General features: G+C 69.5%; 15 protein-coding genes. 8 read left to right on the forward strand and 7 right to left on the reverse strand.

What is annotated here, in order from left to right; translation table 11 throughout:
- Window positions 1-22: 22 nt before the first annotated feature.
- Window positions 23-475, reverse strand: a complete 453-nt coding sequence (locus tag ABZ861_RS01525) for a hypothetical protein (protein ID WP_361621792.1) — start codon at window positions 473-475, stop codon at window positions 23-25.
- A gap of 412 nt (window positions 476-887) precedes the next feature.
- On the opposite strand from ABZ861_RS01525, the gene ABZ861_RS01530 reads away from it, so the two are divergent.
- Window positions 888-1,031: a hypothetical protein gene (locus tag ABZ861_RS01530; protein WP_361621795.1), complete on the forward strand. Its 144-nt coding sequence runs from the start codon at window positions 888-890 to the stop codon at window positions 1,029-1,031.
- 61 nt (window positions 1,032-1,092) lie between these two features.
- Here ABZ861_RS01530 and ABZ861_RS01535 read toward each other — a convergent pair whose 3' ends face one another.
- Both ABZ861_RS01535 and ABZ861_RS01540 read right to left on the reverse strand, forming a co-directional pair.
- On the reverse strand, window positions 1,093-1,983 hold the full coding sequence (locus ABZ861_RS01535) for a formylglycine-generating enzyme family protein (RefSeq protein ID WP_361621798.1): 891 nt from the start codon (window positions 1,981-1,983) through the stop codon (window positions 1,093-1,095).
- A gap of 122 nt (window positions 1,984-2,105) precedes the next feature.
- Complete coding sequence (locus tag ABZ861_RS01540) at window positions 2,106-2,879, reverse strand: aminotransferase class IV family protein (RefSeq protein ID WP_361621801.1); 774 nt, start codon at window positions 2,877-2,879, stop codon at window positions 2,106-2,108.
- A 206-nt stretch (window positions 2,880-3,085) separates the two neighbouring features.
- Here ABZ861_RS01540 and ABZ861_RS01545 point away from each other — a divergent pair, with 206 nt between their 5' ends.
- From ABZ861_RS01545 to ABZ861_RS01570, 6 genes are all read left to right on the forward strand, one after another.
- Entirely contained in the window at window positions 3,086-3,655 is a 570-nt protein-coding gene (locus ABZ861_RS01545) for an ATP-binding protein (RefSeq protein WP_361622438.1), read from the forward strand.
- A gap of 397 nt (window positions 3,656-4,052) precedes the next feature.
- A complete protein-coding gene (locus ABZ861_RS01550; RefSeq protein WP_361621804.1) occupies window positions 4,053-5,078 on the forward strand; it encodes a radical SAM protein in 1,026 nt (341 codons plus the stop codon).
- Complete coding sequence (locus ABZ861_RS01555) at window positions 5,075-5,710, forward strand: thymidylate kinase (protein WP_361621807.1); 636 nt, start codon at window positions 5,075-5,077, stop codon at window positions 5,708-5,710. Before ABZ861_RS01550 ends, ABZ861_RS01555 begins: the two co-directional genes overlap by 4 nt.
- Window positions 5,703-6,209 carry a hypothetical protein gene (locus tag ABZ861_RS01560; protein WP_361621810.1) on the forward strand — a complete coding sequence of 169 codons (507 nt, stop codon included), beginning with the start codon at window positions 5,703-5,705 and terminating at the stop codon, window positions 6,207-6,209. The genes ABZ861_RS01555 and ABZ861_RS01560 overlap by 8 nt, the downstream gene beginning before the upstream one ends.
- Window positions 6,206-6,997 (forward strand): STM4013/SEN3800 family hydrolase, encoded by a 792-nt coding sequence (locus tag ABZ861_RS01565; protein ID WP_361621813.1) that lies wholly within the window; start codon window positions 6,206-6,208, stop codon window positions 6,995-6,997. The genes ABZ861_RS01560 and ABZ861_RS01565 overlap by 4 nt, the downstream gene beginning before the upstream one ends.
- A 22-nt stretch (window positions 6,998-7,019) precedes the next feature.
- Window positions 7,020-7,466, forward strand: a complete 447-nt coding sequence (locus ABZ861_RS01570) for an NUDIX domain-containing protein (protein ID WP_361621816.1) — start codon at window positions 7,020-7,022, stop codon at window positions 7,464-7,466.
- A gap of 101 nt (window positions 7,467-7,567) precedes the next feature.
- Here ABZ861_RS01570 and ABZ861_RS01575 read toward each other — a convergent pair whose 3' ends face one another.
- Complete coding sequence (locus ABZ861_RS01575; protein WP_361621819.1) at window positions 7,568-9,118, reverse strand: mobilization protein; 1,551 nt, start codon at window positions 9,116-9,118, stop codon at window positions 7,568-7,570.
- 482 nt (window positions 9,119-9,600) lie between these two features.
- Entirely contained in the window at window positions 9,601-10,689 is a 1,089-nt protein-coding gene (gene ychF, locus ABZ861_RS01580) for a redox-regulated ATPase YchF (protein ID WP_361621822.1), read from the reverse strand.
- 479 nt (window positions 10,690-11,168) lie between these two features.
- On the opposite strand from ychF, the gene ABZ861_RS01585 reads away from it, so the two are divergent.
- A complete protein-coding gene (locus ABZ861_RS01585; protein ID WP_361622440.1) occupies window positions 11,169-11,663 on the forward strand; it encodes a DUF6542 domain-containing protein in 495 nt (164 codons plus the stop codon).
- Window positions 11,664-12,047: 384 nt separating this feature from the next.
- Here the strand turns inward: ABZ861_RS01585 and ppgK are convergent, their stop codons facing one another.
- On the reverse strand, window positions 12,048-12,794 hold the full coding sequence (gene ppgK, locus ABZ861_RS01590) for a polyphosphate--glucose phosphotransferase (RefSeq protein WP_361621825.1): 747 nt from the start codon (window positions 12,792-12,794) through the stop codon (window positions 12,048-12,050).
- 41 nt (window positions 12,795-12,835) lie between these two features.
- On the reverse strand, window positions 12,836-13,843 hold the full coding sequence (locus tag ABZ861_RS01595) for a 4-hydroxy-3-methylbut-2-enyl diphosphate reductase (protein WP_361621828.1): 1,008 nt from the start codon (window positions 13,841-13,843) through the stop codon (window positions 12,836-12,838).
- Window positions 13,844-14,061: the final 218 nt, after the last annotated feature.

Consider the following 14,061-nt stretch of genomic DNA (forward strand, 5'->3'; position numbering starts at 1 on the left):
CACGCCCAATGCATGCGGGCAGTCAGAACGGCGGCTCGTCCCGGTACGACGTGCGCACTGGAGTCGCCCACGGATCCGTCCCTCCCCATCCCGAGCGCCGGGAAGCAGGTACCGGCCCGGGGGCATCCAGGGCCTCATTCCACAGATCACGAAGGCTCTTGCGGTGCGAGGGCCCCTCGCCGTACCCGCCTTCCCAGCGCTCTGAGTCCGGGTCAATCTCAGCCCGCGCGCACAGCACCGTCAGCGTGGCATCCACTACCTGCCAGCTGACAGGGACGGTCTTGCCCCGCAACATCCTGCGAATGGTCTCCCGGCTCGCGGTGAACGTGTCGAACCGCGCCTCGATGTCCTCGGTGATGAGCCGCAACGCCGGGCGCCCCGCCTCCCGGTAGTAGAAGAACAGCTCCTCCACGAACTTGCGCTGCGGGCTCGCCGGCAGCTCCGACTCATCCGGCATCTTCAGAACCTGTGCCATCGCACCTCCCCCGTTCGTCATGGCCACGAAAGTCTACTGACGACAACGCTTGACGCACCAGAAACCCGCAATGACCCACGATGGCAACCGATAATCCCACACTGACCAGCACAAACCTGAGTGGCCAACCACTCCCGCTGCGCTATCAGACTGGTACCGAGACACCTCAACGTCACCAATTGCCCGGCCGTGGAGACGTCACACGGAGCCACTACCTAACTCTGTATGCCGACGAACACGCCCAGCGGCGCCGGCCGTTGCCCGGAAAAAGGCGACGGCCCCCTGTTCCAGCAGGGAGCCGCCCATTTGAGGGAACCGACCGAACCGAACCTAGGAGGATGACCCGATCAGCACCAATAACGAACCTACGTCCAAGAAGCAGCCCCGGGAACCCGAGCAGCAGCAGACCGCTGTGTCCAAGGGCGCCAGCCGGTCCGCCTCTCGCAAGCTCACCGCGCTGGCCAAGGACACGGGGCGCCAGATAATCCGAGGCGCCGCCACCGCCCTCGGCGGCCTCATCATCACCGGATTCACCTACTGGATCAATCACCGATGAGCTGAGGGTGCCGGTCACGCGTCGCTGGCGGGACCGGCACCCTCAGTTGTCCGCTGCAGACTCACATGCCGCCAGCACGCAGAATGTCTCCAAGAGAGCTCTCGGGCGTGCAGCATCGGAAGCCCGTGTCGTCGTCGAGCATGGTGGACGCGGCATCGTTTAAGGAGGAGGGGATGGCGCGGGCGAAGGGGCTGGTGAAGGCGCCGGCCTTGAGTTCGTAGCGGCTCTGGGCAGTACGGGTGCTGGTCCATTCCCAGGTGTTGCCGCACAGGTCGTAGACGCCGTAAGGGCTGACGCCGCTGTGGTAGCGACTGACGGGGGTGGTGGTACCGATGCCGCTTTCGCGGGAGTTGCATTTGGCGGGGGTGGGCTGGTTGCCCCAAGGGTAGGTGTCGCCGCGGACTCCGCGGGCGGCTTTTTCCCATTGCTGGGCGGTGGGGAGTTCTTTGCCGGTCCAGGAGGCGTACGAGGTGGCGTCGTGCCAGGTGACGTACGTGACGGGGTGGTCGAAGAGGGTGTCGGGGCATTTGCCCTTCGGCCAGTGCTGCGGGGGCTGGTGGCCGGTGGCGGCGACGAAGCGGGCGTAGTCGGAGTTGGTGACCGGGAAGGTGTCGATGTAGAAGGCCGGGAGCCAGATGGGCTTGTTGTCGGGGCCGCCGAGGTGGACGCCGGCGTCGATGAGGGCCATCTGCTTGCCGTCGTGGGGGTGGCGCTCGTGGCGTTGCACCGGCGATTCGTAGACGGCTGTGTCGCTGTGGTCGGGCAGGACGGTCTCGAAGGCGTCTGTCAGGCGGATGAAGCGTTCGTGGACGTCGGGGCCGGAGACGCGCAGCGATGTGTCCAGGGCGGCCTGGTTGACGGCGCGGATGGTGATGTGCTCTCCGCGGCTTTCCCAGGTGGACAGGGTGCGTTCGCTGATTCCGAGGTGGGCGGCGAAGGCTTCGAGGCTCATGCGTTTGGCCGTTCGTAAAGCTTTGGCTTCCCGCCCCGTCCAGCGATCTACCGTGGCCACGTGTCCCCTCCGGCTGTCCTGCTGTTCAATCCTGGCGACGAGGCTGCTCGCGGGCCTTTGCTTCAGATCGGCTCACCGGGCACGTCCATGTATCGCTTGCGGAGGATGTCGTGGATCGGGTGGTCCGCGAGAAGCTGAACGTCGTCGATACGGGCGATGGCGCGGACACCGATGGCCGCGTTGGTGGCGAAGGCGGCCTGCACCCGGCCGACGTCCGCGAGCGTGATTCGGGCGGTGCGGTACTCGTGGACGTTCTGGAGAAGGAGCATGGTCACGCCGGGCAGTGCGGGCGCGTCCGGCCAGATCACGTGGTCACCGTCGAAGAAGCCGATGTTCCAGGTGCCGCCTTCACTGATGGCGCCCTCGGCGTCGACAAAGAGGGCGTCGTCGTATCCGTTGAGTTGGGCAATCCTGCGGTGGTGGAGGGTGCCGAAGAGGCCGACGCTCTTCACCTCGGGCAGGTCGCGCTCGTAGACCGTCGACTGGACGGAAAGGGGCGGCAGCGGCAAGGCGCCGGCAGAGCGTTGAGTGACGAGGATATGGGGGGCGGTGGCGCGGTCGGGGTGCCCGAGATCCGTTGACGGGTCGAAAACGGTGACACGGATCGTGGTCGAGCCTTCCGGCGGCGCCACCTTCCGGGTGAGTTCGCGTACATGCTCGGCGTCCAGGTCGACGCCAAAAAGGATCCGGCTGTCCCGGACCAGCCTCTCCAGGTGCATGGCCAGGCCCCGCACGCGGCCGTCGTCCACTCGCAGGCTGGTGAACGAGCCGTAGTTCGTCAGGGCGAGGGTCTGGAGTTCGTCCAGGGTGACGGGACGTCCGTTGAGTTCTGCCATGCGATCAGCATGGCATCCGTCCCCCTGTCCAGTCGGCTCATGGACGGCCGAAGCAGCTCGAACTGCGGTGAAACTTCAGGGTCTCCTCAGCAGAACCACGTTCCACGTACATCACCGTGCGCGCCAGTCTGGTAACTCGCCGTTGGGGACGAGATTCCACCGATGCGCGAGCGAGGCCGATTCTCCGAACACGAGGAGGCGTGACGATGGTCATCGAGTCATCCCCTTTCCACAGCAGGCTGGACCTGGCCTCGAAGCCGTCTGCCGCGCGCTGGGCACGGTTTCACGCCCGGGACGTCTTCACGACGTGGCAGATTCCGCCGGCCGCCGCCGACGACGCGCTGCTGATCGTCTCCGAGTTGGTCACAAACGCTGTGCGCCACGCAGGCCCGCTGCCGGTTTCGGCGAGCCCGGGTGCCGGGCAGCCAGTACGCGCGTGCGGCCTCGCCTTACAGCGCATGCCTGGCCACCTCTTGATCTGCGTCTACGACCAGGACCGCCGGCCTCCCGTCCTCAAGGAAGCTTCCGAGGACGGGGAGAGTGGTCGTGGCCTCCATCTGGTCGATGAGCTCTCGGCGGCGTGGGGCTACGCGTACCCGCATCCCTCGGTCGGCAAGGCCGTGTGGGCGAAGGTCACGACGGACGACAGCGCAGAACGAGAGGCGCCAGGAGCTCCTGATCGCGGTCAGCGGGCTTCATCCCGGGCGCGGCCGTGGTTATTGCGGCATCGGGTCACGGCAGAGAGCTTCCGCGCAGGGGCGGCGGTGAGCGCATGAGTACCGCCCTCAGCCCTTGGTCCGGTCAGTTCTCTGGCTGGCGCATTGCCCGCCTTCCGCCGTCCGCCGAGCAGGACGACGGCAATGGCTGGACCACGAGCAGGTGCTGGCTGTGGTGCGGCCGGGACGCCGCCCGAGTCGTGTGAATCGGCCCTGGCACGGCCCACGGCATCACCGCGGACCTGTTCGCCTGCGAAACATGTGCACGGTCCCTTGCCGACCAGATCATCGACACCCAGCTCTCGACTGATCTCGGCCGCCAGGAACTGACCGGCTACGCGGACGTCGGAACAGTCGCCGACCCGGCACACCCACGCCCGCCTCAAGGCCGGCACCGCCGCCGCTGAGCCCCGCCCTCGAACACCGACGGCATCCCATCCCCAGCGAGGAGCGCTTCATGCCCGCAACCCATGTCCCGTTATCCGCCCCCAGCGTCGACTGGACGGCCCTGCACAACTTCGCCGCGCTGCGCGGCCAGCTCCGCGTCTCGTTCTCCCCGCGCTGCAACATCGCCTGCTGGTTCTGCCACAACGAAGGCGACGTACCGCCGCCCCTGACCCGGCAGGACCGGTCCCAGCAGCCGCGCTCCCGGCAGCTTGACGCCACCGCCTACCTCGCCCTGCTCGGTTCCCTCATGAACGCCGGGCTGAAGCGCGTGTACTTCACTGGCGGCGAACCGCTGGCCTCATCGATGGCGCGGCCGGTCCTGGAAGGGCTGACCGAGCCCGGCCCGGACTCCTCGTACACGCTGATCACGAACGGGACGCGGATCCGCACCCACCGCTCGTGGCTGGCCAGAACGCACCTGGACAAGGTGAAGGTCTCCCTGCACTACTTCTCCGACGCCTCGCTGCGGGCCATCGCCGGAACCCGCCTCGGGATCGACACGGTCCTGGACGGCATCGAGGTGGCCCGGGACATCTTCGAACGGGTCGAATTGAATACGCTCCTCCAGCGGGAGAACGCCCACGAGGTCCGGCAGATCCTGGACTACGCGCTGGAGCGACGACTACCCGTGCAGTTCATCGAGCTCGTGGGCACCGACTTCAACGAGGGCCGCGCCGCTTCGGCGATGCCGGCCGACGACATCATCGCGCACCTGCGGACCCTCACCAGCGACGAGCACACCGAGGTCGCCGGCGTCGGCCAGGGCCGCAGGGTCTTCCGCGTCGACGGCGTGGAGATCGACGTCATCCACCGCGACCTCGGCCGCCACCACGTCGGCCAGTGCGGCACCTGCCCTGTGCGCTCACAGTGCGTCGAGGGCTTATGGGCCCTGCGGGTCGACCACGGCGGCGGCGTGCAGCCATGCCTGCTCCGCGACGACCTGCGGCTCGACGTGAACGGCCTGATCGCCGACCCGGCCCGGCTCGCCCAGGCGGTAGCTGGCCACGTGGCGGCCTTCACGGAGGGAACCCTGTGAGCCTGCCAGCTCCGTACCGGCCGGTGTACTTCGATGAGCCGCCGTATCCGTTCATCGTCCTCGAAGGTATCTCCGGCATAGGGAAGTCCACGCTCACGCAGGCCCTGACGAAGCGCCTGCGCGCGAACCCGCTGCATACTCTTCCCGCTCCCCACACCGACTGGTCCCCCCTCGTGAACCAGCGGCTCCGCGCCCTGCCCCAGTTCGCCTTCTACCTGTCCGGGCTCCTGCACGCCGCCGATGCGGTGCGCGTTGCCCGGACGGTCGGGCCTGTCGTCGCCGACCGCTACGCCTCTTCCGTGGTCGCGTGTCACGCCGCCGTCCATGAGGTCGCCGTCGAGGAGGTCGCCCACCTCCTCGAACCCTTCCGCCCCTACCTGGAGACTCCCACCCATACCTTCTACCTGGGCTGTTCCAAAGCCGTCCTGCGGGAACGTCTCGCGGTCAAGAGCGACACCAAGCAGGACGACCTCGACCTGTTCGCGGTACCCGGCCGGCTGACCCGCCTGCTTGCCAACTTCCAGGCAGTCCAAGCAGCCGACCCCACGGCCATCGCCCTCGACACCGACGGCAAGTCCCCGGCTGACCTGGCCGACTGGATCACCGCCCACCTGGAGGCCCAGGGTGCTTAACCCCATCGACACCGAAGCCGTCATCCGCGACGGCGGCGCGGTCGGCCGCTTTCCCGGCGAGATCCACGAGGGCGTCGCCTGGTGGCTCGGCGCCTGCTTCGTCGCCCTCACCTCCGCGGCGCGGCTGGCTGTAAGCAGCGACGGCCAGCCGGTCACGGCTGAGTTCTTCCGACGCCTGTGCAACGGCGCGGTCAACGCCCGCCACCACGCCTGCAAGGTCACGGCCATCAGCGGGATCACCGAGGAAGCCTTCCTTGCCTTCGCCCGACTCCAGCAGCCACTCGCCGGCGCGTACCTGACCACGGCACCCGGTACGGACGGCGGGGACATCGTCCGCATCCGTCTCTACGGCGCGGATGGCCGGCTGATCCAGGAAGACACCGGGCTCGCCCTCATCCGCCGGATGATCGCCGAGGACCGCGTACCGATCCCGGTCAGTGACAGTGCCCGAGGAACCATCGAGCATTTTTCCCCCACAGCCCTGGAGACCGCGCAGTGATCGACGCAGCCGAGATCATCCGCACCGAGACCAGCATCCTGTTCGTCACGCTGGACTCCCTGCGCTACGACACCGCCCGCACCGCCTACGACAACGGGCTGACCCCGCACGTCGCCTCACTGCTCCCCAAGGGGGGTTGGGAACGACGCCAGACGCCGGGCACCTTCACCCTCCCCGCCCACATCGCCTTCTTCTCTGGCTTCCTTCCCAAACTGCCGCAGCCCGAGCAGCCGCCCCGGTTGTGGGAGTGCCGTTCGCCCGTGTTCAAGACCGTCCCGCCGCAGACTTTCGTCTTCGACGCACCCAACCTGCTGGCCGGTCTTGCCCAGCACGGCTACCGCAGCATCTGCGTCGGCGGCGTCACGTACTTCTCCCGCGAGACACCACTCGGTTCGGTCCTGCCCGACCTGTTCGACGAGGACCACTGGCGGCCAGAGTTCTGCTCACCCGAACCCGACTCCACCCGCCACCAGGTCGACCACGCCCTGGAAATCGCCGAAGGCTACGAGGGCCGGCCGGTGTACCTGTTCGTCAACATCTCAGCCACCCACGTCCCCCACGGCCACTACCTCGGCGACAGCCGCGACACCCTCGCCTCCCAGCAAGCCGCCCTCGCCTACGCCGACTCCCACCTCAACCGCCTGATCACCACCCTCACCGCCAAGCACCAGTGGCTGATCATCCTGTGCGCCGACCACGGCGACGCCTTCGGCGAAGACGACTACCACGGCCGCGGCATCGCCCACCCCGTCGTCATGAACGTCCCCTACGCCGCGATGCTCCGCTGAACCCCCGCTAACCTCGCCGGATATGAGCCACGCACACCCCGGCCAAGGCCCCACCCGCGACGCCTCCGTCATCGTCGCCCGCGACACCAACGGCCTCGTAGCCCTCCTCAGCGCCCACTTCCCCGACCACGGAGGCGACTACCTCTTCCTCCCCGGCGGCCGCAAAGAACCCGGGGAAACGGACGAGGGATGTGCACGCCGGGAGCTGCGCGAGGAAGCCGGCATCACCGCCACGACGTGGCGCCCCCTCGGCTCCTACGCGCTCACCCTAGCTTCGACCGCCCGCATCCACCTCTACGAAGCCCGCGATCTCACCTGCGGCTCCCAGCAACTCACCCCCACCGAGCTCGACTTCAAACTCGCCTGGTGGCCCATGGACGAAGCCCTCGACGCTGCCGCGGAAGGCCGCTTCCTCCTCCCCGCGGGGCCACTCGCGCTTCTCCTCGCCGAGCGAGCCGCGCAGGCATGAAGATCAACCGCCGCTCATTTGCCTGGTTGCGGAGGTTGCTTCGCCGACGCTGAGGTGAGTGGCAAGGTCGCCAGCCTGATCGGTCAGGCGTTGGAGCTGCTTCAGCGCCTGTGGTGCTGCCGGGGCTCGGTTGCCGGGCTCGTGGCTGGTGCGGCTGGCTGGGGGTAGAGGGGTCGGGGCAGGCTTCCTACGGCTGGGGAGCGCAGGCGGGCGGCCTCAGCTCGGGGGTTGGGGGCGGGGTTGCGGCTGCTGTGTTGGATGCGGCCGAGGAGGACTTTGGCGGGCATTCGGGCTGAGTCGAGTTCGCGGCGTGCGGCCGCTTCGGTGAGGAGGGTGCGGGGGTGGTGGCCGCCGGCTTGGGCGTCGGCCAGGACAGTGGCCAGGGCGGGCCAGTTGGGGTCGGTGAGGATGCGGTCGGCGTGGTCGGGGACGGCGGAGCGGACCGCGCCGGCAAGGGTGTGGGTGACCTCCAGGGTGGGTTGGCGATGGGCGAGCGCGGCGAACTCCTCGGCGGCTGTCTGGTCGTAGGCGGCCTGCAGATGGGTTGCGGTGGTTCGGGCGGCTTCGGCTTGTTGCTGGTGGCCTTGGGCCTGGTGCCAGCGTGACGCGAGGATCGCCGACCAGACCAGGGCGGTGAGCAGGACGGCGAACGCGCTGCCGTCGGGGCCGTCGCCGGCGTGCACGATGTCGCGTGCCGCCTGGCGCAGTCCTGCGGCGGTGTGGTGGTCGGCGCGGATGCGAGAGCGCTGGGCGCGGGCGAACTCCCGGCTGGCGGCGCGCGGCTGGTCCCGCAGCTCGGCCGGTCCGGCCTGGGCTGTGGCGTCGATGAGTTCTCCGAGGGCGGTGATCTGCGCCTCGGCCTCCTCCCCCGTACTCCGGCTGTCCCCGCTCCCAACGTCGGCGAGGTGGTCGTGGAGGATGTCGAGGGCGTCGGTGGCGCGCTGCCATCTGGTGCTTGGCCGATTGCGGCGTGCCGTCGGGTACTCCTCGGGCTGCCCGACGTCGAGGCGGGCTTGGAGTTTAGGCAGGGACAGGTCGGGGGCGATCTTGCTGCCGGAGATATACACCTGCTCGCCGTTGGCCTTCACGTCTCCAGGGCGGCCGACGCTGTAGCCCAGGAAGTCGCCGGAAGGGTAGCGGCGGACCTTGACCTCGACGCCATCGGCCTCAAGGTAGGCGAGAAGTTCCTCGACGCTGGCGGCGTGCGGGATCGCGGCCCGGATGCGCTCCTGGAGCCATGCGCGGCTGGTCTGTTCCCAGCCGAGGCGGTCAGCCTTGTGCATCTCGGCCTGGGCGGGGCGGCGGTCCCCGGTCCGGTCGCCCGGAGCGATCTGGTGGAGGCCGAGTTCCTTCTCGATCACGCGGGCTTCGGCCTGGGCGCGCATGCCGCAGTTGTGGAGTTTGGGGCGGCGGCCGTCTTCGCGGACGGTGGTGGCCAGGATGTGGATGTGGTCGTCCGCGTGCCGCACCGCGATCCAGCGGCAGGCCAGTGGATCGCCGTCAGGGGCGATGCCGGCGGCGTGGACGATCCTGCGAGCGACCTCGCCCCATTCGGCGTCGGACAGGTGCCGGTCGCCGGGAGCGGTGCGGACGGGGCAGTGCCAGAGGTGATCGGTGACGGGCCTGCCGAAGCCTTCGTTGCGGAGCTTCACCGGGGCGTAAGGATGCCCGTGTGCAGGATCAGGTGCGGAAACGCTTCAGGGCCGCGGCGGTCGTGTGGTCCGATGTAGACCGATTCCTCGTACAGGATGCCGAGGCGCTCGCGGCTGACTAATACGGCAAGGTGCAGAAGCAAAGCGGTATGGGCGCCGCCGACGCCCTTCACTTAGCCGCTGCCGTCCGACTGGGCTGCGATTACCTGTTGACCCAGGACTCTGGATTCCCCATCGGTGACACGGTGCAGAGAGTGAAGGTTCGGTACACCGAAGTCGTGTGACATGAGTCCCTGGATGATGTCAGGTAGCGATCACCGACACGCGCGCCCAGTGGATACAAACACCGATCCGCCTCTATCCCCTGCTACGCCTCCGTCCAGCCTTCGATGCCTCGCCAGCTCTCTCTCGCGGACCCTGTGCGGACTGCATGACCGCCCAACCCGCTTTGCCGCAGGTCAGGCGGCCTACCGCGAGACCCACTAGACGTTGAACCGGAACTCCACCACATCCCCGTCCTGCATCACATAGTCCTTGCCCTCCATGCGGGCCTTGCCCTTGGCGCGGGCCTCGGGGACTGAGCCTGTGGTGAGGAGGTCGGTGAAGGAGATGACCTCGGCCTTGATGAAGCCCTTTTGGAAGTCCGTGTGGATGACGCCCGCCGCCTCGGGGGCCGTCGCGCCCTTCTTGATCGTCCAGGCGCGGGACTCCTTGGGGCCGGCCGTCAGGTAGGTCTGGAGGCCCAGGGTGTCGAAGCCGACGTGGGCCAGCGTGGCCAGGCCCGGCTCCTCCTGGCCGACGGACTGGAGCAGCTCCAGCGCCTCCTCCTCGTCCAGCTCGGCGAGGTCCGCCTCCAGCTTGGCGTTCAGGAAGATCGCCTCCGCGGGGGCGACCAGGGCGCGCTGCTCGTTCTTGAAGTCCTCGTCCGTCAGCTCGTCCTCGTCGACGTTGAAGACGTACAGGAACGGCTTGGCGGTGAGCAGGTGCAGGTCGTGCAGCAGCTCGGCGCGCTCGCTGCCCTGGACGATGCCGTGCGCGAAGAGCGTGTCGCCCTTCTCCAGGATCTCCTTGGCCTCCTCGACCGCCTTGACCTTGGGCTGGACGTCCTTCTTGATCCGCGACTCCTTCTGGAGGCGGGGCAGGACCTTCTCGACGGTCTGGAGGTCGGCGAGGATCAGCTCGGTGTTGATCGTCTCGATGTCGTCCTTGGGCGAGATCTTCCCGTCCACGTGCACGACGTTCTCGTCCTTGAAGGCCCGGATGACCTGGCAGATGGCGTCCGACTCGCGGATGTTCGCCAGGAACTTGTTGCCCAGGCCCTCGCCCTCGCTGGCGCCGCGCACGATGCCGGCGATGTCGACGAAGTCGACCGTGGCCGGGAGGATCCGCTCCGACTTGAAGATCGAGGCGAGCTGGGCGAGGCGACCGTCCGGGACGCCCACGACCCCGACGTTCGGCTCGATCGTGGCGAACGGGTAGTTGGCCGCGAGCACGTCGTTCTTGGTCAGGGCGTTGAACAGGGTCGACTTGCCGACGTTCGGCAGACCGACGATTCCGATCGTGAGCGACACGTTGCGACTTCCCGTACATGAGGAGACTGAGGGCCAGGCGGCCGATCCACCAGTCTACGGCGTGTCGCGCCCGTGCCTCCCGACAGTGTGAACGCTTGGCCAAGCTGCGCCACGCGGCGTGTCAGACGGCCTATTCAGCACATAAGCAGACCTAGGTTGGTGCGGTGGAGCAACGCAGGACGCATCCCCAGCAGCACGGACCGCGACGCGGCAAGCCGCCGCTGCCCCCGCAGGGCGCGCGCGGCAGACCGTCGTCCCCGCCCCCGCAGCAGGCCAGGGCGGGGGGCAAGCAGGCGCTAGGACAGCAGGCACGAGGACCGCAGGCCCGAGGACAGCAAGGGCGGCCGCAGCAAGAGCGGGCGCAGCAAGAGCGGGCGCAGCAAGAGCGGGCGCAGCAAGGAGGGCCGGGCGGGCGCCGTCCGGCCGCCGCCGCGCCGCCCGTCTCCGCCGCGGCCCGGGACGCGGCGCCTCGCGGATCGCTGCCCGGTCCCCGGCTGCCCAATCCCCGGCTGACGGGCCTGGGCGCCGGACTGTTCTGCGGGGCGGTGATGTGCGCGCTGGGCTTCCTCGTCTCGGTCCTGTGCGACGACTCCCCTGTCGTGTACGGCGTGCTCTTCCTGCCGGTGTGCGTGCTGACCGCGCTGTGGGTGCGCCGCGGCGACCTGCTGACCGCGCCCATGGTGGTCCCCATCGGTTTCGCGGTGGGACTGCTGCCCGTGGCCGAGGGCGACGGGTTCCCCGCCACGATGATGGGCCTGTTCACCGTCCTCGCCACCCAGGCGCTGTGGCTCTACGGGGGGACGCTGGTCGCGGCCGCGGCGGTGCTGGCCCGACGGGTCGCGGGCGCGGGCTCGCCGCGTCTCGTCGGCGGGGGCTCACCACGTCTCGGCGGCGCGGGCTCGCCCCGTCCCGTCGGCGCGGGCTCGTCGCGTCCCGTCGTACGGGTGCCCGCCCCGCCGCGCGGCCGCAGGTGACCGACGAACGGCCCCTCGTGTCGCCCACCGGGCCTGCGGGGGTCGCCCACCGGCCCCATGTGTCGCCCGCCCGCCGCCGGCCGGCGACACGGAAGCCGACGGCCGGTGGGCGATACGGAGGCTGACGGCCGGTGAGTGACACGGGCACGGGCTGCCGGTGGGCGACACGGGAACTGGCTGGTCGGCGGGCGAAGGCGGCCGTCAGCCGCTCGGGGCGGGCTGCGAGGCGGCCGCTGGCCGCCCGGTGGGTGCGGCGCGCATCAGCCGCCCGGCGGTGCGAGACGAGCAGCGGCCGCCCGGCGGGCGAGGCGCGCGTCAGCCGCCCAGCGGTGCGAGGCGGGCAGCGCCCGCCCGGCGGGTGACGCGCGCCGCGCCCCCCTCACATCACGCGCCCTCCGCCGCCCGCATCGCCGCGCCCACGATGCCCGCGTTGTTCTGCAGCTCGGCCGGGACCACCGGCGCTCTCAGGTCCTTGATGAGCGGCAGGAACTTCTCGGCCTTGCGGCTGACGCCGCCGCCGAGGATGAACAGCTCGGGCGAGAAGAGCATCTCCAGGTGGGCGAGGTACTTCTGCACCCGCCGCGCCCACTGCTCCCAGGACAGATCGTGATCTTCCTTGGCCTTGCTGGACGCCCGCTTCTCCGCCTCGTGGCCGTCCAGCTCCAGATGGCCCAGCTCGGTGTTGGCCACCAGGACGCCGTCGACGAAGACGGCGCTGCCGATGCCGGTGCCGAAGGTCAGGAGGATGACGGTGCCCCGGCGGCCCCGGCCCGCGCCGAAGCGCATCTCGGCGAGTCCCGCCGCGTCCGCGTCGTTGACCACGGTCACCGGCAGGCCGCCCAGCCGCTCGCTGAACAACGCGCGCGCGTCCGTGTCGATCCAGGCCCTGTCCACGTTCGCCGCCGTCAGGATCAGCGCGCCGCCCGTGACCACGCCCGGGAAGGTCAGCCCGACCGGTCCCGACCAGCCGAAGTGCTCCACGACCTGCACCACGCCGTCGGCCACCCCGCCGGGCGTCGCCGGGTGCGGGGTGAGCACCTTGCACCGCTCCTCGACGAGGCCGCCCGTCTCCACGTCCACCGGGGCGCCCTTGATCCCCGACCCGCCGATGTCCACACCGAAGATCTGCATGGCAACAACCGTACGACGGGCGGGGGACGGTCAGGTGCGGATCAGTCCTGTGCGGCGCCCGAACCGCCGCGCTCGGCGACCAGGGCCGCCGCCTCCTCGCGCAGGTCCCGACGCAGTTCCTTGGGCAGCGAGAAGGTGATCGACTCCTGCGCCGCCTTGACGATCTCCACGTCCTCGAAGCCGCGCGGCGCGAGCCATTCGAGCACCTGCTCGACCAGCACCTCCGGCACCGACGCGCCCGAGGTCACGCCGACCGTGGAGACGCCCTCCAGCCATGCCTCGTCGATCTCGTCGGCGAAGTCCACCAGGTAGGACTGGGCCGCGCCGGCCAGCTTGGCGACCTCCACCAGCCGCTTGGAGTTGGAGGAGTTGCGCGAGCCCACCACGATGACCAGGTCCGCCTGGGCGCCCATCTGCTTGACGGCGAGCTGGCGGTTCTGCGTGGCGTAGCAGATGTCGTCGCTCGGCGGGGAGAGGAGCTGCGGGAACTTCTCCTTCAGCGCGTCGACCGTTTCCATCGTCTCGTCCACCGACAGCGTGGTCTGGGACAGCCAGACCACCTTCGACGCGTCGCGCACCTCGACGTTCGCGACGTCCCCGGGGCCGTCGACGAGCTGGATGTGCTCGGGGGCCTCGCCGGAGGTGCCGATGACCTCCTCGTGGCCCTCGTGCCCGATCAGGAGGATGTCGTAGTCCTCGCCGGCGAAGCGGACGGCTTCCTTGTGCACCTTGGTGACCAGCGGGCAGGTGGCGTCGATGGTGGCCAGGCGGCCCCGCTCGGCCTCCTGGTGGACGACGGGCGCCACGCCGTGCGCCGAGAACATCACGATGTTGCCCGGCGGCACCTCCTCCGTCCGCTCGACGAAGACGGCGCCCTTCTTCTCCAGGGTCTGCACCACGTACTTGTTGTGGACGATCTCATGCCGGACGTACACCGGAGCACCGTACTGCTCCAGGGCTTTCTCGACGGCGATCACGGCGCGGTCCACCCCCGCGCAGTAGCCACGGGGGGCGGCGAGCAGGACACGGCGGCCAGACGTAGCGGTCATGGCCCCATCGTAAGGCCGCCCCGGGCGCGGGAAGATCTCGCCGCCGCGGCAGAGCGACCGGCCCGGCGCGACCGGGCGACCGTGCGACCGGCCCGGCGCGGTCTGCGCCGCCGCGGGCCGTCCTGCCGCGGTCTGCGCCGTCGTAGGCCCCCCCGCCGCCCCGCCGCGGTCGGCGCCGTCCGCGCGGATCGGCGCTGTCGGCGCCGGCGGCTACTCTC

The organism is Streptomyces sp. NPDC046985 (assembly GCF_040644415.1).
Lineage (GTDB): Bacteria > Actinomycetota > Actinomycetes > Streptomycetales > Streptomycetaceae > Streptomyces.

Excerpts from the sequence above, each read along its gene's own strand:
- ABZ861_RS01540 (WP_361621801.1), bottom strand. The coding sequence starts at position 2,879 with ATGGCAGAACTCAACGGACGTCCCGTCACCCTGGACGAACTCCAGACC.
- ABZ861_RS01595 (WP_361621828.1), bottom strand. The coding sequence starts at position 13,843 with ATGACCGCTACGTCTGGCCGCCGTGTCCTGCTCGCCGCCCCCCGTGGC.
- ABZ861_RS01570 (WP_361621816.1), top strand. The coding sequence starts at position 7,020 with ATGAGCCACGCACACCCCGGCCAAGGCCCCACCCGCGACGCCTCCGTC.
- ABZ861_RS01535 (WP_361621798.1), bottom strand. The coding sequence starts at position 1,983 with ATGAGCCTCGAAGCCTTCGCCGCCCACCTCGGAATCAGCGAACGCACC.
- ppgK (WP_361621825.1), bottom strand. The coding sequence starts at position 12,794 with ATGCAGATCTTCGGTGTGGACATCGGCGGGTCGGGGATCAAGGGCGCC.
- ABZ861_RS01525 (WP_361621792.1), bottom strand. The coding sequence starts at position 475 with ATGGCACAGGTTCTGAAGATGCCGGATGAGTCGGAGCTGCCGGCGAGC.
- ABZ861_RS01545 (WP_361622438.1), top strand. The coding sequence starts at position 3,086 with ATGGTCATCGAGTCATCCCCTTTCCACAGCAGGCTGGACCTGGCCTCG.
- ABZ861_RS01550 (WP_361621804.1), top strand. The coding sequence starts at position 4,053 with ATGCCCGCAACCCATGTCCCGTTATCCGCCCCCAGCGTCGACTGGACG.